The sequence below is a fragment of the Pectobacterium sp. CHL-2024 genome (assembly GCF_044751765.1).
Classification (GTDB): domain Bacteria; phylum Pseudomonadota; class Gammaproteobacteria; order Enterobacterales; family Enterobacteriaceae; genus Pectobacterium; species Pectobacterium brasiliense.
The window spans coordinates 53,896-73,990 of sequence record NZ_JBIXKO010000018.1; the positions used below are offsets into that span (position 1 = coordinate 53,896).

At 54.6% G+C, this 20,095-nt stretch carries 19 protein-coding genes and 1 pseudogene; 6 read left to right on the forward strand and 14 right to left on the reverse strand.

The genetic code is table 11. The features are described 5' to 3' along the window. Positions 1-13: 13 nt before the first annotated feature. The gene (frsA, locus tag ACIPUG_RS18875; protein WP_039558596.1) at positions 14-1,261 is read right to left on the reverse strand and encodes an esterase FrsA; all 1,248 of its coding nucleotides are present in this window, start codon (positions 1,259-1,261) and stop codon (positions 14-16) included. Positions 1,262-1,524: 263 nt separating this feature from the next. Further along, positions 1,525-1,983 (reverse strand): xanthine phosphoribosyltransferase, encoded by a 459-nt coding sequence (gene gpt, locus ACIPUG_RS18880; RefSeq protein ID WP_010282559.1) that lies wholly within the window; start codon positions 1,981-1,983, stop codon positions 1,525-1,527. Between the two features lie 330 nt (positions 1,984-2,313). Here gpt and pepD point away from each other — a divergent pair, with 330 nt between their 5' ends. Beyond that, positions 2,314-3,774: a beta-Ala-His dipeptidase gene (gene pepD / locus ACIPUG_RS18885; protein WP_039511993.1), complete on the forward strand. Its 1,461-nt coding sequence runs from the start codon at positions 2,314-2,316 to the stop codon at positions 3,772-3,774. A 66-nt stretch (positions 3,775-3,840) separates the two neighbouring features. Here the strand turns inward: pepD and dinB are convergent, their stop codons facing one another. Continuing rightward, positions 3,841-4,899: a DNA polymerase IV gene (dinB, locus tag ACIPUG_RS18890; protein WP_039280314.1), complete on the reverse strand. Its 1,059-nt coding sequence runs from the start codon at positions 4,897-4,899 to the stop codon at positions 3,841-3,843. A 75-nt stretch (positions 4,900-4,974) separates the two neighbouring features. Then, positions 4,975-5,775: a helix-turn-helix transcriptional regulator gene (locus ACIPUG_RS18895; protein WP_400339704.1), complete on the reverse strand. Its 801-nt coding sequence runs from the start codon at positions 5,773-5,775 to the stop codon at positions 4,975-4,977. A 220-nt stretch (positions 5,776-5,995) separates the two neighbouring features. On the opposite strand from ACIPUG_RS18895, the pseudogene ACIPUG_RS18900 reads away from it, so the two are divergent. Continuing rightward, positions 5,996-6,778, forward strand: a pseudogene (locus ACIPUG_RS18900) (class I SAM-dependent methyltransferase); the annotation flags it as partial. A gap of 256 nt (positions 6,779-7,034) precedes the next feature. Beyond that, the gene (gene dpaA / locus ACIPUG_RS18905) at positions 7,035-7,769 is read left to right on the forward strand and encodes a peptidoglycan meso-diaminopimelic acid protein amidase (protein WP_014916404.1); all 735 of its coding nucleotides are present in this window, start codon (positions 7,035-7,037) and stop codon (positions 7,767-7,769) included. Here the strand turns inward: dpaA and ACIPUG_RS18910 are convergent. After that, positions 7,740-8,507 carry a class II glutamine amidotransferase gene (locus tag ACIPUG_RS18910; protein ID WP_014916405.1) on the reverse strand — a complete coding sequence of 256 codons (768 nt, stop codon included), beginning with the start codon at positions 8,505-8,507 and terminating at the stop codon, positions 7,740-7,742. The genes dpaA and ACIPUG_RS18910 overlap by 30 nt on opposite strands. A gap of 49 nt (positions 8,508-8,556) precedes the next feature. Beyond that, on the reverse strand, positions 8,557-9,138 hold the full coding sequence (gene lpcA / locus ACIPUG_RS18915) for a D-sedoheptulose 7-phosphate isomerase (RefSeq protein ID WP_005975726.1): 582 nt from the start codon (positions 9,136-9,138) through the stop codon (positions 8,557-8,559). Positions 9,139-9,612: 474 nt separating this feature from the next. On the opposite strand from lpcA, the gene fadE reads away from it, so the two are divergent. Next, positions 9,613-12,060 (forward strand): acyl-CoA dehydrogenase FadE, encoded by a 2,448-nt coding sequence (fadE, locus tag ACIPUG_RS18920; protein WP_400339706.1) that lies wholly within the window; start codon positions 9,613-9,615, stop codon positions 12,058-12,060. A 97-nt stretch (positions 12,061-12,157) separates the two neighbouring features. Further along, positions 12,158-12,508, forward strand: coding sequence for an HNH nuclease YajD (gene yajD / locus ACIPUG_RS18925; protein WP_039277633.1), 351 nt, complete (start codon positions 12,158-12,160; stop codon positions 12,506-12,508). A 65-nt stretch (positions 12,509-12,573) separates the two neighbouring features. Here the strand turns inward: yajD and mtnK are convergent, their stop codons facing one another. After that, entirely contained in the window at positions 12,574-13,776 is a 1,203-nt protein-coding gene (mtnK, locus tag ACIPUG_RS18930; protein ID WP_400339709.1) for an S-methyl-5-thioribose kinase, read from the reverse strand. 118 nt (positions 13,777-13,894) lie between these two features. Between mtnK and mtnA the strand changes: the two genes are divergently transcribed. After that, positions 13,895-14,923 carry an S-methyl-5-thioribose-1-phosphate isomerase gene (mtnA, locus tag ACIPUG_RS18935; RefSeq protein WP_400339712.1) on the forward strand — a complete coding sequence of 343 codons (1,029 nt, stop codon included), beginning with the start codon at positions 13,895-13,897 and terminating at the stop codon, positions 14,921-14,923. 57 nt (positions 14,924-14,980) lie between these two features. On the opposite strand, the gene ACIPUG_RS18940 is transcribed toward mtnA, so the two are convergent. The 7 genes from ACIPUG_RS18940 to tssI form a co-directional block, all read right to left on the reverse strand. Continuing rightward, a complete protein-coding gene (locus tag ACIPUG_RS18940) occupies positions 14,981-15,247 on the reverse strand; it encodes a PAAR domain-containing protein (protein WP_014916410.1) in 267 nt (88 codons plus the stop codon). Between the two features lie 59 nt (positions 15,248-15,306). Beyond that, positions 15,307-17,022, reverse strand: coding sequence for a DUF2235 domain-containing protein (locus ACIPUG_RS18945; RefSeq protein ID WP_039512038.1), 1,716 nt, complete (start codon positions 17,020-17,022; stop codon positions 15,307-15,309). After that, positions 17,022-17,540, reverse strand: a complete 519-nt coding sequence (locus ACIPUG_RS18950; protein ID WP_039467522.1) for a membrane protein — start codon at positions 17,538-17,540, stop codon at positions 17,022-17,024. The genes ACIPUG_RS18945 and ACIPUG_RS18950 overlap by 1 nt, the downstream gene beginning before the upstream one ends. Beyond that, on the reverse strand, positions 17,537-17,662 hold the full coding sequence (locus ACIPUG_RS18955; protein ID WP_256542939.1) for a hypothetical protein: 126 nt from the start codon (positions 17,660-17,662) through the stop codon (positions 17,537-17,539). The genes ACIPUG_RS18950 and ACIPUG_RS18955 overlap by 4 nt, the downstream gene beginning before the upstream one ends. Positions 17,663-17,664: 2 nt before the next feature. Then, entirely contained in the window at positions 17,665-18,177 is a 513-nt protein-coding gene (locus tag ACIPUG_RS18960; RefSeq protein WP_039512040.1) for a DUF3304 domain-containing protein, read from the reverse strand. Continuing rightward, a complete protein-coding gene (locus ACIPUG_RS18965; protein WP_039467527.1) occupies positions 18,174-18,899 on the reverse strand; it encodes a DUF4123 domain-containing protein in 726 nt (241 codons plus the stop codon). The genes ACIPUG_RS18960 and ACIPUG_RS18965 overlap by 4 nt, the downstream gene beginning before the upstream one ends. A gap of 1 nt (position 18,900) precedes the next feature. Beyond that, the coding region (tssI, locus tag ACIPUG_RS18970; RefSeq protein WP_400339718.1) for a type VI secretion system tip protein TssI/VgrG at positions 18,901-20,095 on the reverse strand (1,195 nt) is incomplete at its 5' end.

Genomic DNA, 20,095 nt, shown 5'->3' on the forward strand with positions numbered 1-20,095 from the left:
TGCGCCCGCTCTTCTACACTTTATCCTGCAACCATCCGCTAATTTGCTGTAGTGCGCGGTGGAAATTCTGGTACACCGGCGAGAAATTAACCGGCAGCAGTTTCCCTTGTGCGGATGAGTTCACAATCAGGCTGGCCTCTTCTTTCGGGCAGAGCGGATCGTTATCCCAATAGCCTGCCAGCATCGGCGTCGGGCAGCGGCGTCCTAGCAGCCCTTGCGTTTTCAGCGAATAGCGCCCCAGTTCGGTTTTCAGCGAAGTATCCGTCGAGAACGGCATACCCAGCCGGCTCGCCAGCACATCCATAAACATATCCGGCACCTGCTGCTGGCGAGTCGGATCGCTTAACAGGTGGTGCACCACGGGGCCGAGACAGGCCACGCCACGTAAGCGCTGCGACTCCAGATACGCCAGCCGAACGGCAATATTGGCACCAAAACGGAAACCAAACGCGGCAACGCGAGTATGATCGACCCACGGAACATCCGGTAATGCGCGCAAGACCTGCTGATGCAGGAAGCTGGAATCCTGAGTCAGCTTCCAGCGGGAAGAAAATCCAACGGAGGGAACATCAATTGTCAGCATTGCCATGCCCGCTGGCGCAAAATAGTCCTGAAACAGGCGATGATAATCGCTCTGCAACATTTCCAGACTGCCACACATCAGAACAGTAGGGAAAGGCGCTTTCGCTTGCGATGGCATATGCAGAAAACCAGTCAGCGTACCGCCGCCCGTAATCGGGAAGGTTAATTCTTTGAGTTCATAAGGCAGATATTTAGCCGCTTCTTCATAGGCGCGGTTTGCCAGCGTTTGCGCCTGCTCCGCCAGCTCATCGCCTTTAATATGCGGGTAGGCAGCAATGCTGTAGAGGTTGGCGGCATTCAACCAGAGTTGCCCGGTTTGCGACTCATCGCTACTCTCAAGCGCCCGCTGCTGCCAGTCTGCTCCCTGCTTCGCCCATTCATAAATCCAGTTGCCGCCTCGGTAGCCGATCACCGTATCGAGCAGTTGCTCGTTGCTTCTGTCAGCTTTGCTGGCAGCGATGCGCGACAGCACATCTTCGATTTCCCACGGATCGACGCCACGCCAAATCCACATCAGTCGGTTAATCATCCGATACCAACTGCGGGTCTTCTCCCCTTCCAGCGTAGAATGCAGCCCCTGCACGTCCTGACTATTCCGCGTACGTCTGACCAACGTCGAGGTTTCTGGATGTTTAAAGGATGGTTTGAATAGCGTTTCAGACAGATTAGCTTGCGCCACAGCAGCCTCCGTTAATGTAAACCGCTGTTAGCGGACATCAGACGACTTCTTCGTCACCCACTAAAGTGTAACGAACTCAGGCCAGAGAAGACAAATATCAACGGCAGAAACACACGATCGGATCAAAGCCTGCGCTAGAAATGACGACCGTTCAGAAACAACCGTCGCCATAAACACTAATCGTCATAAATACCCATCGTCAAAAACGACAATGCCCGGCTAAACCGGGCATTGTTGGAAATCGATATTTATCGGTCGGGCGATTAACGGCCAGACAAAGGCGGAACAAACACCACGCCCATATCCCACGGCTGTTCAATCCAGGTGTCCTGCGGGATATCGATCACGTAGTCGTCAACCAGCGGTTTACCAGCAGGTTTCGCGAAAATAGTCACAAAGTGCGCTTTCGGGTACATATCACGAATCGCTTTCGCCGTACCGCCCGTGTCAACCAGATCGTCAATCACGATAAACCCTTCGCCATCTCCCTCGGCACGTTTCAGCACTTTCATTTCGCGCTGGTTGTCGTGGTCATAACTGGAGATGCAAACGGTATCAACGTGACGAATGCCCAGCTCACGCGCCAGCAGTGCGCTTGGCACCAGACCACCGCGGCTAACGGCAATGATGCCTTTCCATTGATCGGCAGGCAGTAAACGCTGTGCCAGTTTGCGGGCATGAATTTGCAACATATCCCAGGTTACGACGTACTTTTCGCTCATAAAATATATCCCAGCCGAATAAAAAACGGCTTAAGTTGAGTCTGAGGGGGGAAAAAGGTTGCGCGAGATTATAGATAGCCGACAACATAAAAACCAGTTTTTCTCAACGTGAGAATCGAGTTTTTCCTGACAACCTGCGCCCTGACAAGCCCATTGGTTCATATTGCAGCAGTAAAAATAAGGCAGAGCCGACGGCAATTCCCCTGCTTTGATGGAAAATGATATTCTGTTGTGACACGCCATGTTATATGGCTAACAGCGATTAACTTTTAACCTATAGCCCTGCCCGCCAGAACGCGAAGGCTGGCCGCTAAAAAGGAGACTGAAATAGTGTCTGAATTGTCTCAACTTTCCCCCCAGCCGCTGTGGGATATTTTCGCCAAGATCTGTTCCATTCCGCACCCGTCTTATCATGAAGAAGCCTTGGCCGCGCACATTCTGGAATGGGCTAAAGAGAAAGGCATCTATACCGAGCGCGATCAGGTCGGCAACATTCTGCTGCGCAAAGCGGCAACCGCAGGTATGGAAAATCGCAAACCTGTCGTGTTGCAGGCGCATCTGGACATGGTGCCGCAGAAAAACAACGACACCGTACACGATTTCACTACCGATCCGATCCAACCTTATGTTGACGGCGAATGGCTGAAAGCACGCGGTACCACGCTGGGCGCGGATAACGGCATCGGTATGGCTTCTGCGCTGGCGGTGCTGGCCGATCCGAACGTTGAACACGGCCCGCTGGAAGTGCTGCTGACCATGACGGAAGAAGCTGGTATGGATGGCGCGTTTGGTCTGCAACCTAACTGGCTTCAGGGTGAAATCCTGATCAATACCGACTCAGAAGAAGAAGGCGAGATCTACATGGGTTGCGCCGGCGGTATTGATTTCATTACCCGCCTGCCGCTGGAGCGCGAACTGCCACCTGCCGGTTACCACACGCTGAAGCTGACGATTAAAGGATTGAAAGGCGGCCATTCCGGTTGCGACATCCATCTGGGACTGGGCAACGCCAACAAGCTGCTGGCACGTTTCCTGTTCGAGCAGGCGAAAGCGCTGGATCTCCGCATTCTCGATCTGAACGGCGGGACGCTGCGTAACGCGATTCCGCGTGAAGCTTTCGCCACACTGTCACTGCCTGCCGCTAACGTCGAGCAGTTGAAAGCGCTGAGCCAGGACTATCTGGCCGTGCTGAAAAATGAATTGTCCGCCGTTGAGAAAAACGTGACCGTGCTGGTGGAAGCCAGCGACAGCAATGAGCATCCGCTGACGCAAGACAGCCGCGATCGCCTGCTGGCGCTGCTCAACGCCACGCCGAACGGCGTGATCCGCATGAGCGACGAAGTCAAAGGCGTGGTGGAAACGTCGCTGAACCTCGGCGTTGTGACGATGGAAGACGACCACGCGGAAATTATCTGCCTGATTCGTTCACTGATCGACAGCGGTAAAGACGCCGTCGTCGGTACGCTGACAGCGCTGGGTCAGTTGGCTGGCGCGAAAACGTCACCGAAAGGCGGCTACCCAGGCTGGCAGCCAGATGCCCATTCCCCGGTCATGGCACTGGTGCGCGAAACGTATCAGAAGCTGTTCAACAAAACGCCGAACATCATGGTGATTCACGCCGGTCTGGAATGCGGTCTGTTCAAGAAACCTTACCCAGACATGGATATGGTTTCCATTGGGCCGACTATCACCGGGCCACACTCGCCGGATGAGCAGGTGCATATCGGTAGCGTCGATCTGTACTGGAAATTGCTGACAGCGCTGCTGAAAGCGATTCCGCCACGCGCGTAATCGCGTTGTCATAAAATTCAGGGCGGCGCATAGACGTCGCCCTTTTTTATCCTCAACTCAACAGCCTTATCCCCAATCAAACACCAGCTGTCGCTCAATTTGCGGGTCGAGCAGTGTCACATGCAGTCCGACCAGCCGGACACCTCTGGATTTACGCCTCTCTTGCCAGGTTTGTCGAGCCAGCTTCAACAGATCCTGTTTATTCAGCACCGGCCATACATGCTCCTGCGTCGTTTGCTGAAAATCATCAAACTTGAGTTTGACGCCCTGACGCGCAATATGCAGATCGGGCTTCACCCGTTTCAGGCGGACTTCCAGCTCCTCATAAAGCTGTTCGATCAGATTTTCACACTGTTCCCAGTCGTGGATATCCTGCGCCAGCGTCTTCTCCACGCCGACTGACTTCCTCAGCCGATCGGGTGAAATCCGTCGCTCATCAATCCCCTGACACCGTTCCCACAGCACGCGGCCAAACTTGCCGAATTCTTTCAGCAGATCCGCCAGCGCATACACCCGAACATCCGCGCAGGTATGCAGGCCACGTTCTTCCAGCCGTTTCGCCGTCACTTTCCCCACGCCGGGGATCTTCTCCAGCGGTAGCGCCAACAGGAAATCATCCACCTGCTCCGGTGTAATCACATATTGTCCATTCGGCTTATTTAACTCAGAGGCGATCTTCGCCAGAAATTTGATCGGCGCAATCCCCGCCGAGGCGGTCAGATTCAGTTCATCCGCGATGGTTCGACGGATTTCTTCGGCGATGCGCGTCGCCGAACCGTTGCAGTACGGGCTATCGGTGACATCCAGATAGGCTTCATCCAGAGAAAGCGGTTCGATCAGCGACGTGTAGCGGGCGAAGATCTCGCGGATTTGGCGCGAGGTGGACTTATACACGTCCATGCGCCCCGGCAACAACGTGAGGTGTGGACAGAGACGCAAGGCGGTTGCCGTCGCCATCGCACTACGGACGCCGTAGCGTCGGGCAGGGTAGTTAGCGGTGCTGATGACGCCACGACGATCGGCGCTCCCACCAATCGCCAGAGGAATATCGCGCAGGCGCGGGTTATCACGCATCTCAATTGCTGCGTAGAAGCAGTCCATATCAACATGAATGATTTTGCGCATACTGGCCCTCTGACAACACTGTATGAATATACAGATCAAAGTCAGTATAGACAAGCTGCGCGATGCCTGCCGCGTTTACGGGGCGATCAGCATAACCAGCTTAAATTCGCTCTGCACGGCAGGGTGAAAAGTCTGTTGATGATAGGCAATATCGCCAAGCGAAGGATGGTGGAAACGTCGCTCGCCGCCTTCACGGGCGGTTACCGCCTGCTGTGACCACCAGAGATTGAATTCACGGCTTTCTTCACACAGCGACATCACGATTTGCCGAACGGCGTCAGTCGGCGCGTAATGGCTTGATTCCGCGCGGAACTCCGCCACCACCCGCTTCGCGCGTTCCGGCCAATTAACCACCAGCGATCGAGCCAGCGGATTCAGAAACATGAAACGCAGCAGGTTCGGCTCGGGATCGTTCCCCAGCCATCCGGCAAACAGCTGTTCCGACGGCGCATTCCACGCCAGCATATTCCAACTGCCATCCAGAAGATACGCAGGACAAGTAATGTGATGCAGGCTGGCGGCAATCTGCGCATCCGGCGGCGTTGCCCTATTCTGCTTCTGAGGATCCTTCACGCCAGCAAGGCTAAAAAGATAATCATGCTCTGCGGGTTCCAGTTTTAACGCCTGCGACACGCGGAGCAGCGCCGATGCCGAAGCGGACACATCACGCCCCTGTTCAAGCCAGGTATACCAGGTGGTGCTGATGCGGGCGATTTGCGCCAGCTCTTCGCGACGTAATCCGCTGGTGCGCCGCCGCCCAGAGGCTGGCAGGCCGACCATTTCCGGCGTAGTCCGCTCACGCAGCGCCCGTAAGAAAGCCCCCAGCGCTTTTGGGCCGCTCAGAGAATTGGCTGATATAAACGAATGTGCAGACATAATCAGGTGTCCTTTTCATCCTGTTCGTCAAGGCCAGATCGAGACGACAACAGCATGAGTGAAAGCGGTGTTAATCAAACAGGGAGTATTTTATACCCGTATAAATGCTCATATTGTACCCGTATTTTTCCCTCACTATAGTGTTCTCAGACCGACGTCTTCTGTAGTGGCTGGCGCGCCGCCGTTTAACCCATGATGAAACGAAAGCAATTCAGATAAAGCGAGAGCAATGATGGAAGAAAAACAGAACCATAATCATCGCGTCGAACATCAGTTCGGCTCACAGGCACAGAACTACCTGACCAGCGCAGTGCACGCGCAGGGCAAAGATTTAACCCAACTGGCCGCTTTATTAGCGCCTTTCCCACAGGCGCGCGTGATCGACATCGGCTGCGGTGCCGGACATGCCAGCTTCGTTGCCGCACAGGCTGTCGCAGAGGTTGTTGCCTACGATTTGTCTTCCCAAATGCTGGACGTGGTGAGTCAGGCTGCGGCGCAGAAAGGGCTGAATAACATCCGCGTTCAGCAAGGTGTCGCTGAGTCTTTACCGTTCGAGGATAGCAGCGCAGATATCATCATCAGCCGTTATTCTGCGCATCACTGGCATGATGTCGGACAGGCGTTACGTGAAATGCGGCGCGTTCTGAAACCAGGTGGGCGCGTGATCATGATGGACGTCGTTTCGCCCGGTCATCCGCTGCTGGACAGCTATTTGCAGACGGTAGAGAAGCTGCGCGATACCTCACACGTGCGCAATTACGCGCCGGGCGAATGGCTGAGCTTCTTTACCGACGCAGGGTTTATCGTGCGTAACGTCACCAGCGACAGGCTGACGCTGGAGTTCAGCAGTTGGATCGCCCGTATGCGCACGCCAGAACATTTCGCGGTCGCGATTCGTGAACTGCAAAAAACGCTGCCGGACGAGGTGGTACAGCATTTTGACGTACAGACAGATGGTTCCTTTGTCACCGACATTATGATGATAGAAGCCACTCGCGCCTGATACGCTTTCCCCGCAATTAACAACCTCAAATTGGACGGCCCGCATCCTTTCGGGTCGTTTTTTGTAAATGTTATTTTTTAGCGCTTTTCAACGCTTGATTAATATGAAACCAATGATAATGTGATTTCGTTTTCGTCGTGACCTATTCGCCGACGAAATATATACCGATAACGGCTGTCCCCACGCTTTCGCTAAAACACCAGTAGCGCGACGCGGATGCCGCGTGTAGCAGGCAATTTTATTATCAGGAATCATAATGCAAAAAATCGCGCTGTCGTTTGCGATGTTGTTTTTTTTGCCTTCTCTTGTTGTTACCAGCGCCGCCAGCGAGACCGCACCGCCGCTAGCGCCGATAGCAAAAGAATTAAAACAGCAATTATTAGGCTCTCCGATCTATATTCAGATCTTTAAAGAAGAGCGAATATTCGAACTTTATGCGAAAGTCGGTAACGAATACCGTTTATTGGAACAATATCCCATCTGTAAATATTCAGGCGGATTAGGGCCAAAACGCGTTGAAGGCGATTTAAAAAGCCCGGAAGGTTTCTATCAGGTTGACCTGCGTCAACTCAAGCCAGACAGCCAATATTACCGCGCGATCAATATCGGCTTCCCCAACGATTATGATAAATCACAGGGATATTCTGGCCGCTATTTGATGATCCACGGTGAGTGTGTGTCGGTCGGCTGCTATGCCATGACCAACACCTATATGGATGAGATTTATCGCTATGCCGAAGCCGCGTTACGCAACGGGCAGGCGAAGATTGATATCGCCATCTACCCGTTTCGTATGACGGAACAGAACATGCAGCGCCACCGTAATTCCACCTACGCCAGCTTCTGGAAACAGCTTCAGCCGGGGTATGCCTATTTTAATCAGCATAATCAGCCACCGGCCGTCACGGTGTTTAACGGACAATACGTCGTTAACCCACCGTTGATGACCAGCCAGCCGACCTTAAAGTACGCGCTCGCCGAAACAAAATAGAACGAATTCACCTGGCATAATCTGATGCCAGGTTTCGTTGCCCGTTAGCGGCTGCGTCGCCAGCACGGTGACGACATCATTGGGTGTCGTCTGCTGCTGAAAATCAATCTCTACATCCTGATCCAACAGCGTCGCTTTACCAAACGGCGCGCGGCGAGTGATCCAGTAGAGTTTGGTTGAGCAATACCCCATCACAAAGCGCCCGTCCGACAGCAGCATGTTAAACACGCCTTTCTCCCGCAGGACATCAGCCTGTTTGGCGATATAGCGGAATACCGCTGGCCAGTTACCCGGCGTACGCGGGTAGCGTTCAGCCAGTTGGGACAGCAGCCAGCAGAAAGCAAATTCGCTGTCCGTCTGGCCAACAGGGCGAAACATACCCGTTTTCAGGGTGTTGTAGCCTTTCAACTGCCCGTTGTGGGCGTACGTCCAGTTCCGCCCCCATAGCTCGCGCGTAAAGGGATGGGTGTTTTCCAACGACACCGCGCCGCGATTGGCCTGCCGGATGTGTGAAACCACCGCACACGATTTGATAGGGTAATCCTGCACCAGCCGGGCAATCGGCGAATTATAGCTTGGCAGCGGATCTTTGAACGTGCGGCAGCCGTTCCCTTCATAAAAGGTAATTCCCCAGCCATCCCGATGCGGTCCGGTTTTCCCACCGCGCTGTATCAGCCCGGTAAAGCTAAAGCAGATATCCGTCGGTACATTCGCGCTCATCCCCAGCAATTCACACATCTGACTTCCTACCCTTCCCTTCTTGCCCTTTTAGAGCGTATTAAGCGGCTTACTGATCCGCCATCTCTTTTTCAATCAGTTGAATCAGGATGTGAATCGCTTTGATATGGATTTCCTGAATACGGTCGGCATAGCCAAAGTGCGGAACACGAATTTCCACGTCGGCTGAACCCGCCATTTTACCGCCGTCTTTCCCGGTCAGCGTAATGACCTTCATGCCCTTCGCTTTTGCTGCGGCAATGGCTTTAATAATGTTGCCGGAGTTGCCCGAAGTGGAAATACCCAGCAGCACATCGCCTTCACGCCCTAGCGATTCAACATAACGCGAGAAGACAAAGTCATAGCCAAAATCGTTGCTGACGCAGGACAGATGGCTCGGATCGGAAATCGCAATGGCCGGATAACCCGGACGGTTCTCGCGATAGCGCCCCGTCAGCTCTTCAGCAAAGTGCATGGCATCACAGTGTGAACCACCGTTACCGCAGGAAATTACTTTACCACCCGCTTTAAACGCGTTAGCCAGCAGCACCGCAGCATTTTGAATCGACTGAATGTTCGCATCATCACTCAAGAAATTATTCAGTGTTTCTGCCGCTTCTTTCAGTTCACTACGGATTAAATCCTGATACATGGAATCCTCTCATTTTGTCTGGTGACAACATTTTATACCAATAGATTTCAAGTCGCAGGACGGCGGCAACCGAATGAATCCTCAGGAACTTAGATCACTAAGTGACTGAGGTGAGTAAGGGCAGCCAACACACCTGCAACTTGAAAGATGACAGGTATATTCTGTCCAGCAGTGTAGCGGATCGTACCAACAGCGAGAAGCGCGTAATCACGGGATTGAGAGGATCGCTGATGCCCGTCAGAAAACACACGACTGCCGCTCGGTTTGTGAAGTGAGTTGTAATTATGATGTAAACGAATTGATAAAAATAATCAGATAAACTACAACGAATATAAGCAACAGGTCAGACCTCTTATGACATTGACCTATTACGCCTTATTTCACTGATAAAAACGGTTCTCACTTTCCACTGCCACGTAACGCCTGGTGGAAAGGTGAAAACCCTCCATTCGATCACAATGCTGGAGACACGTTATGGTTGCTGTCAGTATCCTCCTCCTACTGATTATTATCGGAGCGATGTTTTACCATCGGCTCAGTCTGCTGCTCGGCAGCGCCATCCTGCTGGCCTACTTCGCAGCCATGTCCGCTATGTTGCTGTGGCCCGTCTGGCTGATGATTCCGCTCGTGATTCTGCTGATTCCGATTACGGTTCCCTCTCTGCGCCAAAAGCTGGTTTCCGCTTCCGCGCTACGCATGTTCCAGAAGGTCATGCCGCCGATGTCGAACACGGAAAAAGAAGCGATTGATGCCGGGACAACCTGGTGGGAAGGCGACCTGTTTCGCGGCGCGCCGGATTGGAAAAAGCTGCATAACTACCCGCGTCCACAGCTGACCGCCGAAGAGCAGGCATTTATCGACGGGCCGGTTGCTGAAGCCTGCCGAATGGCAAACGACTTTGAAATCACCCACGAACGCGCCGATATCCCGCCAGAACTGTGGGAATACTTAAAAGAGCACCGCTTCTTCGCCATGATCATCAAGAAGCAGTACGGCGGGCTGGAATTCTCGGCCTATGCACAGGCGCAGGTACTGCAAAAACTGGCTGGCGTTTCCAGCATTGTGGCGATCACCGTCGGTGTCCCTAACTCACTCGGCCCCGGCGAACTACTGCAACATTACGGGACAGAAGCGCAAAAAGATCACTACCTGCCACGTCTGGCATGCGGTCAGGAAGTTCCCTGCTTTGCGCTGACCAGCCCGGAAGCGGGTTCGGATGCAGGCTCGATTCCCGATACCGGCATTGTCTGTTACGGCAACTGGCACGGCGAACAGGTCGTGGGCATGCGCCTGACCTGGAATAAACGTTATATCACTCTCGCCCCCGTCGCCACCGTGCTGGGGCTGGCCTTTAAGCTGTACGATCCCGATCATCTGTTAGGCGATCAAGACGACGTAGGCATTACCTGTGCGTTGATTCCGACGGACACCGACGGCGTTAAAATCGGCCGCCGCCATTTCCCACTAAACGTGCCGTTCCAGAACGGGCCGACGCAAGGTGAGAACATTTTTGTTCCGCTGGATTACATCATCGGCGGCGCGAAGATGGCGGGTCAGGGCTGGCGTATGCTGATGGAGTGTCTGTCGGTCGGACGCGGTATTACACTGCCGTCCAACTCTACCGGTGGGCTGAAATCGATTGCCCTCGGCATCGGTGCTTACGCGCACATTCGCCGCCAGTTCAAAATCTCCATCGGTAAGATGGAAGGCATTGAAGAGCCGCTGGCACGCATCGCGGGTAACGCTTACGTGATGGACGCCGCCGCAACGCTGATTACCAGCGGCATCATGCAGGGCGAAAAACCAGCGGTGCTCTCCGCTATCGTTAAATATCACTGTACCCACCGCGGTCAGCGCAGCGTGATGGATGCGATGGATATCGCCGGCGGTAAAGGCATCTGTCTTGGCCCGTCCAACTTCCTGGCGCGCAGCTATCAGGGCGCACCGATTGCGATTACCGTGGAAGGGGCGAATATTCTGACGCGCAGCATGATCATCTTCGGGCAAGGTGCCATCCGCTGCCACCCTTATGTACTGGAAGAGATGGCTGCCGCACAGGAAAACGACGTCTCACGCTTTGACCGCTCGCTAGTGGGTCACATCGGCCACGTCGGCAGCAACAAGGTGCGCAGCTTCTGGCTTGGGTTGACCAACGGCCGCCTGAGTAGCGCACCAGTGAACGACAAAACACGTCGCTACTATCAGCAGCTCAACCGGCTCAGCGCGAACCTGGCCCTGCTGGCGGATGTGTCGATGGCGGTATTGGGCGGCAGCCTGAAACGTCGTGAGCGTATCTCGGCGCGTCTGGGGGATGTTCTCAGCCAGCTCTATCTGGCTTCTGCGACGCTGAAACGCTATGAGGACGAAGGGCGTCAGAAAGCGGATTTACCGCTGGTGCACTGGGGCGTGCAGGACAGTCTGCATCAGGCCGAGCAGGCGCTGGACGATCTGCTGCGTAATTTCCCGAATCGTGCCGTCGCAGGGCTGCTGACCTTTATTATCTTCCCACTGGGTCTGCGCTGCCCGGCACCATCTGACCGCCTCGATCACGAGGTCGCGAAGATTCTGCAAACGCCGTCAGAAACGCGCAGCCGTCTGGGACGCGGCCAATATCTGGTTGCCAGCGAACACAACCCTATCGGGCTGCTGGAAGAAGCACTGCTGGATATCATGGCTGCCGAGCCGATTTACCAACGCCTGTCGAAGGCCAGCGACAAACCGCTACCGTTCATGCGATTGGATCAGTTGGCAGAACAGGCGCTGGTGGAAGGTCAGATTACCGCAGAAGAAGCGGATATTCTGACCAAAGCCGAAGCCAGCCGCTTACGTTCAATCAACGTGGATGACTTTGCGTTCGACGCACTGGCCGCCAATAAGCCCGCGCCCGTACCGCAACCGGAAAGAAAAACCGAAGCAGCATAACAGCATCAGGCCGCCAATATGGCGGCCTGTTCTTTCCTTTAAAGGCACATCAGTTGTAAAATCCACATCATCTTTCCTTCTGAATGAAACCCGACACATGGCTTACATCCCCAAAAACTACGCCAGACTTGAAAGCGGCTACCGCGAAAAAGCGCTCAAACTTTTCCCGTGGGTATGTGGTCGTTGTTCACGCGAATTCGTCTATTCCAACCTGCGTGAATTAACCGTTCACCACATCGATCACGATCACAGCAATAACCCGGAAGACGGCAGTAACTGGGAAATGCTGTGCCTCTACTGCCACGACAATGAGCATTCAAAATATACCGATGCGGATATGTACGGTTCGACTGTCGTCGCGGGTGAAGATGCGCAAAAGGATGTCGGGGTTGCCACCCATAATCCTTTCGCGGATTTGAAGGCGATGATGAATAAAGGGAAGAAATAATCGGTTTGCCGCTCCCATCAGATTCTATGACGGGAGCGGTTATAAAATAGCGTGGCTAACGACGACTAAGCACCACTCTGTCGCACACGCGCCAGCAGCGCATCCACATCCGCGATATGCGGAGCTGCCAGCACCAACGTTCTGCCCAGTGAAATAGCATAACGCTGGCACGCTAAACGCGCTTCCGCCTCCTGAATACTATCCAGATCGGCAACGTGCGCCAGCCCAATCGTGCGGCGAATCAATTCGGTTCCGCAGTAGCCAACGGCATCCCGCCACACCTGCTGTAAAAACAGCGCGGCATAGCCCGATTCCACCAGTGCCGGATCGCAACTTTCACTTTCGCTCAACGCCAGAAAACGGGCGGAAAAGGTCTGCCACAGCGTACGAATATCTTCCAGACGTCGTTCGCGCCCCGCCGCCGCCTCACGCGGAGCCAACAGCCCCGGCAGGCCGCAATAATTCAGCAACAGGTTGCCGATTGCCGTACCGACATCAAAGCCAATCGGTCCGTAAAAACCGAATTCAGCATCAATCGCTTTTAAGCGCCCTTCTGCGACAAAGATCGACCCACTGTGGATGTCACCGTGCAGCAGCGCCTCGGCTTTGCTCAGGAAGCCATGCTTCAGCCCGGCAACCGCCAGCTTCAGCGCCCGATCGTCACGCAATGCCAGCACATCCGGCGTCAGTGCGGCGTCAAACTGGTTTCTTTCATGATCGATATAAGGGTCGGTAAAGAAAAGATCTTCGGTAATCTGACACAGTTCGGGGTTAGTGAACTGGCTGACCGCCGCCTTCTTCTCATGTGGATGCTGATGAAAATCAGAGGTATGGAATAACGTCTGCGCCAGATATTCTCCCAGCTGTGCCGCCGCCTGAGGATAATCCGCGCCCTTAACCAACTCGCTGCGCCAGATATGATGATCGGAGAGATCTTCTTGCACCATCACCGCCAGTTCGGGATCGTGATAGAGCACGGTCACGGTGTGCTGTGGACAAAACCGCGCATGCGTCAACAACGTTTCGGCCTCAATACGGGCGCGGTCCAGCGTCAGCGGCCAGGATTCCCCGACGCAGCGCACATAGGGCAATGCCTGTTTAACAATCACTCGACTAACGCCCGTTTCATCTTTAATTTTAAACACCAGATTCAGATTGCCATCGCCGATCTCTTCTGCGGCTACCAGCGTTTGCGGCTGACTGACACCGCCGTACTGGCGGGCATATTCAACAGCGTCATCCGCCGTAAAAGTGCGGTAAAGTGACATTCCAACTCCTCGCTATGCTTAAATTCAAGATACGGACATAAAAACGTTCGGACGTCTATACATCTATCAGGCATCTTGGCAGAATAAGAATATCGATGCAACATGGATTTAACGACCTATGCAGACACTTAACACAACCAGCCTGAAAATCGTTGATAACCAACTGTGGATCCTCGACCAGCAGGCGCTACCGCAAGAAAAACGCTGGAGCCCGTGTCCAGATGTCGCGTCACTGGTTGAGCATATCCAGACGCTACGCGTACGCGGCGCACCGCTGATTGGCCTGTCCGCCAGCCTGCTACTCGCGTTGCTGGCAGAAGAAGGGCTATCGCAGGCCGAACTGGCGCAGGCGCTGGAGACGCTGCGGGCATCGCGCCCTACCGCCGTGAACCTGATGAACAATCTGGATCGCATGAAGCTGGCGCTGGCACAGCCGCTGTTTGTTGACGCGCTGGTGCAGGAAGCTCTGCGTCTGGTAGAAGAAGATCGCGCCCTGTGTGAACGCATTGCCGATCATGGCGCAGCGCTGGTGAAGCCAAACAGCCGCTTGCTGACCCACTGCAACACCGGCGGGCTGGCAACGGCAGGCATCGGCACCGCCATCGGCGTGCTGCTGCGCGCGCACCAGCAGGGAAAGGTCGCGCAGGTATGGGTCGATGAAACGCGCCCGCTCTTGCAGGGCGGACGCCTCACGGCCTGGGAACTGGGGGAGCTAGGTATTCCTTATCAGCTAATCTGTGATTCGATGGCCGCCAGCCTGATGGCGCATGGTCAGGTCGATGCGATTTGGGTCGGCGCAGACCGCATCGCCGCCAACGGCGACGTCGCCAATAAGATTGGTACTTACAGCCTCGCGGTGCTGGCGCACTATCATCAGATTCCGTTTTACGTCGCGGCACCGCACACCACGCACGATCCCGCGTGCCCGGACGGTCGAGCGATTCCTATCGAGCAGCGCTCCGCCACCGAAGTCACCGGCGTTTCCGGCAGCTTCGGCCACTGCCAGTGGGCACCGCAGAACGCGGCAGTCTACAACCCAGCGTTTGACGTCACCCCCGCTGCATTAATCAGCGGCTGGGTACTCGACACTGGCGTGGTCACGCCACAGGATGTGAAAGAAGGGATATTTCAGACAGCGTTGAAGTGACGATAAACAAACACTTCCAGGAAATTCAGGATACGCCGCACGGACGCGGCGAAGCCATCACCCAATAGTGACCGTTCCCCCGCCCATCACCACGCCACCACAGCTCACTGCATCACCCGTGCGCGCCGCAGGTTTCCCCTCAACGAGTACGCTGGATGAACCGCTGCTAATACTCCGCGCATGACCATGGGGAACCAAAGGATCGCCTTGTCGGGCCAACGGCAGGCCGTCAACCTTAACCGTCGATGCCCCCACCGCGACGGGCGTCGGCGGATGACTACCGTGCCCCGTGTCGCTATCGCCTACTTTAACGGCGTTACCCATTTTTTAGTCCTTTTAGTTGATTAGTTCTTTTAACTGAATAGTCAGACTTGCTGCGACCATCATGCTGCGGCCTCGTCATCGGCAGCCAATACCTCTACTCCACGTGGGACGAAGAAATTATTGTTCCTCAACATCGTACCCGCCTGCTCGTTCAGCGTAGCGAACCGGAGTTCCTCTGATGCAAAGTCGTGCATAAAATAATTGAAGAAGATATCCGCCTCACGAGGCACCCGTTTGGATTCATCGAAAAACTTGACTAACGCAGCCCCCTGATACATCTGCCGACGCAGCCCTCTGCTTCTCCGCACGTTATCCGCATCATACTCAACCTGCTTCAGCCAGCCCCACTGCGCGTTGAGTTTATCCCGCTCACTTCCACTCACGTTTTGGCGGAGTATCTTGTAGTCATGTAATTTTTCCCCCAGCCAAAAGCAGTAGTGGATCATATGCAGTTCGAACGCTTCCGGGGTCGGGGCCGTTTTCCCCACCCATTTGCTGTAGAACTCGCTGTATGCCTTCGCGGAATAACCCAACCGACTATCCTGCATAACGAAATACTGGGCTACTCGTGGGTTTTTAGCATCAAGAGTGCGAAAATTGGGAAAAGGCACCTGCGCCCTACGCGCGGTTTCAAACATTTGTCGCAACGGCACCCGGCACAGCTCGGCACTGGGACGCTGTTCGTTGGGTAACAGTCCTCCCGTCACGTCTTCACTGATGCCGGGGCAGAGCACCTCACGCCAGCCGGACCGGAGCGGCCCCAGGGGCAGCAAAGGACGGTATTCTCGTCGTTCATGTGCCGCAATCAGGTGCAAGGCGCTTTTTACTGCGGGGTGGAGGGGCTTGTCGAACTCAATCACTTTCGCGCCAAAAGCCGTAGTGATCATACCAACAACAGGGTGCCGGGCAACGAGACCCGCCCCGTCAGAGACGGTTGCCACGGTATCCCCCATGTCCAGCGAGCTGCGGCGTGTGCAGTCGAACAGGCCAGCAAAGATGACCTCAACCTTGCTATCTTCGTAGCGGTATTCGCTTCCCACTTTGGTACAGAGTGTTTCCAGCAATTCATCGATAAAGCGCCGGGCTAGCGCCGCCCCCAGATCGGCACCGAACACCGAAATCTGGATCAGTTTGATGGGCAGTTGATTAATTTTTTTTACATCTGCCACGTTCAACTTGAATTGGTTCTTTGCTGAATCCACTCGTGCATCGACACCGGTCATGAGCAACTCGGCTACTATCGGGTTATCCCGAATCGGTTCGGCGGCTTCGAGCAGCGCGCGGGTCGCCGCCGTCTTGGCGGTGGACGCTACGGCATCGAGGCCGCTCTTCATGGTCCGCAGGTCATCCAACTTATTGGAAAGCACCTGACTCCAGTCCCCTTTGAAAACGCCCTTAACGGTATCGACCGCCGTTTCTTTGCCCTGTTCAACCAGCGCATCGGCATAGTCCTCAGGCAGCGCCTTCTGCCTGGCGTCCAGAATGCTATGTAAGCGCTCAGTGGCGGTATCATCAAGCGTGGTACCTAATCCAGGGATGTAGACCGCAGAATAAACATATGACGAACCAATCTCTGACGTTCTTCTTTCTGGATGAGCACGAAACAAACGGCCTACGTTAGTCAGACGCTGGCTCTCTTCATCCACATTGATATTGCGTTTCAGACCATCAAAGAAGAAACTTATCTGTAACGCCAGAGAGCAGGTGCCTATTCCTGCCTGATAACGGCTCTCTTCGCGCGCAACGCGACATTCCAGATCATCCCAATCCACCATTACAACTTCCTCGTCCGATAAGTGTTTATTGCATCCTGCATATCAAGGTGACAACGATAGGCCCAACGTATCATCGGCTTGTTATCAGGCAAAAACAGGACACAGAAATCATTCTGGCCTTTCTCTCGTTTAGGCATCGGTAGGACTACAGTATGGTTCTCTGGACGGTATCCAAGCTCATCATATTGTTTGCGAGTCATCGCAAGTTCCCATTTAATATTGGCGGTACCTCCGCCTATCCGATAGGGACCTGCGGTTTTCCCCCCCGCATTCCGCCCGTCAAATGCATCGGTATTTCCCCCCATATTTCCGTTGACATAGGCATAACTAATCGGTCGATCCATTACTGACATAACCACTAATGACGCTCCGCCATGCCGCTCCTGAATCAGGAATGTCCAGCCCAGCCAGAGCACCAGCAGAATGCTTGCCGTCCACCGCCCCCAGCGCGGCAGTATCTGCCATATCGCCGTGATCAGCCCCGAGATCACTCTTGTTAAACCGCTTGCCACGCTCATGTTCGTCCCTTTTGTTCTTGCTGATTCAATTCCTTTGCCACACGCTGAGTCGCTATCGTGCCTGCCTGATGACGGCTTTCCTCACGCGCAACGCGACATTCAAGATCATCCCAATCAACCATCTTTACTTCCTTGTTCGATAAGTATCAATCACATCTTTCATACCAGGAATACCCCACCCAACCCAGCGCACCATCACTTGGTTATCCGGCAGAAACAGCACATAGAAATTATCTTGTCCCTTCTCACGTTTCGGCATCGGCAGAGTGATCGTATGTTTCTCAAATTGAAACCCTGATTTTTCCTGTTCTTCGGTCATATCCAATTCCCACGCTATCTTGACCGTATCCCCCTCTATCCGATAAGGGCCCGCAGAGCTTCCACCCGAGTTAAGCCCATCAAACGCAAAGGTATTCCCCCCCATATTACCGTTGACGTACACATAGCTAATGGGGCGATCAATCACCGAATGGACAACGATTGACGCTCCGCCATGCCGTTCCTGAATCAGGAATGTCCAGCCCAGCCAAAGCACCAGCAGAATGCTTGCCGTCCACCGCCCCCAGCGTGGTAATATCTGCCATATCGCCGTGATCAGCCCCGAAATGGCTCTTGTTAAACCGCTTGCCACACTCATGTTCGTCCCTTTTGTTCTTCCAACGCTTGCTGACCACCTTCCAGATAGGCTAGTGCCCATAACCGGCGTTGGCCGTCTACCGCTCCGGCCTGCTCCGCTTTTCTCAGCGCCTTGCGGACCATGCTCATTCTTTCACAGGGCGGGAAGTGTCTGATGCTATCCCCCTCTTGCCACAAAGCGAGCAGGCGATGCTCGTCAGGCGAACCTTGCAACGCTTGATATAACTCAGACGTCAATTTCACCAGAACAGGTTCAGTGGGAGGGATCGATAGACTCAGTTCACGCCAACAGCCGTCGCATTCTCGTAACCACCAGCGATCGATCCCGCCAAACAGCCCACCGAGCCACGGGGCGTCGTGTTGTTCGACAAGCAGAGGCAGCGCGTGTGGCGTATAAAACCGCAGCAATTGACTAAATTGCCCTGCGGGTTCAATCACCCTCACACCCAAAGCCAGTTGCTTTTGCAAAGCGCTAAGGGATTGGTCGCTCTCCAACAGGCCAACCACGTGCCCCTGCTGAACAAGCGTCGCCAGTAATCTTTCGTCCTCTGGTGAACAATGCCAAAGCCAAGGGCCCAGATTGATCAGTTCAAACAAGTCATCATGAAAATAGAGCGGTAAAAACGGATTTTTGCTCAACCGTTCGCGCTGTTCAGCGGTGAGATTCGCCCCTTCCAGAAGAGCGATACAGGCCCCCCGGTGCCAGATAGTTTCAGGTAGCATCTTATTCTCCCTGTATCAATGCATCGCCCTGCGCCATGGCACGCAGTAGACAGGGAATACAGACCGGTTTTTCAAGGGGTGGTATTTTGGGCAGTTGGGGCAGCGCAATCACCTCAACCGTTCCCGGTAATGAGGGCAGTTGACCTGCCCAACCAGAGCCACAACCCGGGCTGCCACCTGAATTCATCTTGATGCCGGGGCCGACCAGCGTCACGCCACTGGGATCGATCTTCACGAAGCTTCCTCCCACTTTGAGCGTCAGCTCCGCGCCCGCTTCAAGAACCACCTTAGCCCCCGCTTTTACATGCACTTCCTCACCCGCCTCAACCAGTAACGCTTGCCCCAGTTTCTGATGCATCGACGCATCAACGGTCAGCGAGAGGTCTCCTTTCACGTGGTCACGTTTCTCGTTCTCAACCGTCAGGTGGTCGTTGGCTTTAACGCGGGTGACTCGCTCATTATCAATCTCCGTGTGGGCATCATGTTTGATGTGCCAGACCACATCATTCTCAACGAGCGCCTTGAGATCTTTCTGCCCGTGAATATAAATCTCCTCCTGACCGGCCTGATCCTCGAAGTGCAATTCATTAAATCCTTCTCCCTGATGCGTCTTCGTGCGCAGTACGGTTCGTGTCTTATTGGCAGGCAGCGGATACGGCGAGGGATTGGTGGCGTGGAAAGTACGCCCGGTGACAATCGGCTGGTCCGGATCGCCTTCAAGGAAACTGACGATCACTTCATGGCCGATACGCGGGATGGCAATCATGCCGTACTGGCCGCCCGCCCAGCCCTGGCTGACGCGCACCCAGCAGGAACTCTGGTCATTGCTCGCACCGTAGCGATCCCACGGGAATTGCAGTTTTACCCGACCATACTGGTCGCAGTAGATTTCTTCCCCCGTTGGGCCGACGACGGTGGCGATTTGCGGGCCGTCCACCATCGGTTTGTAAGGCATGGCAGCACGCCACGTCGTCGTGCCTTTCACCACGGCAAAACTGTTGCTCATGGTGGTCGGTTCGCCGCCGCTTTCCTCTTCCAGCGCCTGCGGCTGCTGCCCGACATGCGTCACGCTCACCGTCTGCCACACCGCATTCAGCGTCGCATTCGGGTGTTCCGTCAGCGTGAAGGTGTTGCCCGGCATCAGCCCCGCGCAGTTGGATTCCCCTTCGCTCGTCACCGCCCCTGAGCGCAGCGCA

Excerpts from the sequence above, each read along its gene's own strand:
- gpt (WP_010282559.1), bottom strand. The coding sequence starts at position 1,983 with ATGAGCGAAAAGTACGTCGTAACCTGGGATATGTTGCAAATTCATGCC.
- dinB (WP_039280314.1), bottom strand. The coding sequence starts at position 4,899 with ATGCGCAAAATCATTCATGTTGATATGGACTGCTTCTACGCAGCAATT.
- ACIPUG_RS18895 (WP_400339704.1), bottom strand. The coding sequence starts at position 5,775 with ATGTCTGCACATTCGTTTATATCAGCCAATTCTCTGAGCGGCCCAAAA.
- dpaA (WP_014916404.1), top strand. The coding sequence starts at position 7,035 with ATGCAAAAAATCGCGCTGTCGTTTGCGATGTTGTTTTTTTTGCCTTCT.
- ACIPUG_RS18910 (WP_014916405.1), bottom strand. The coding sequence starts at position 8,507 with ATGTGTGAATTGCTGGGGATGAGCGCGAATGTACCGACGGATATCTGC.
- lpcA (WP_005975726.1), bottom strand. The coding sequence starts at position 9,138 with ATGTATCAGGATTTAATCCGTAGTGAACTGAAAGAAGCGGCAGAAACA.
- fadE (WP_400339706.1), top strand. The coding sequence starts at position 9,613 with ATGGTTGCTGTCAGTATCCTCCTCCTACTGATTATTATCGGAGCGATG.
- yajD (WP_039277633.1), top strand. The coding sequence starts at position 12,158 with ATGGCTTACATCCCCAAAAACTACGCCAGACTTGAAAGCGGCTACCGC.
- mtnK (WP_400339709.1), bottom strand. The coding sequence starts at position 13,776 with ATGTCACTTTACCGCACTTTTACGGCGGATGACGCTGTTGAATATGCC.
- mtnA (WP_400339712.1), top strand. The coding sequence starts at position 13,895 with ATGCAGACACTTAACACAACCAGCCTGAAAATCGTTGATAACCAACTG.
- ACIPUG_RS18940 (WP_014916410.1), bottom strand. The coding sequence starts at position 15,247 with ATGGGTAACGCCGTTAAAGTAGGCGATAGCGACACGGGGCACGGTAGT.
- ACIPUG_RS18945 (WP_039512038.1), bottom strand. The coding sequence starts at position 17,022 with ATGGTGGATTGGGATGATCTGGAATGTCGCGTTGCGCGCGAAGAGAGC.
- ACIPUG_RS18950 (WP_039467522.1), bottom strand. The coding sequence starts at position 17,540 with ATGAGCGTGGCAAGCGGTTTAACAAGAGTGATCTCGGGGCTGATCACG.
- ACIPUG_RS18955 (WP_256542939.1), bottom strand. The coding sequence starts at position 17,662 with ATGGTTGATTGGGATGATCTTGAATGTCGCGTTGCGCGTGAGGAAAGC.
- ACIPUG_RS18960 (WP_039512040.1), bottom strand. The coding sequence starts at position 18,177 with ATGAGTGTGGCAAGCGGTTTAACAAGAGCCATTTCGGGGCTGATCACG.
- ACIPUG_RS18965 (WP_039467527.1), bottom strand. The coding sequence starts at position 18,899 with ATGCTACCTGAAACTATCTGGCACCGGGGGGCCTGTATCGCTCTTCTG.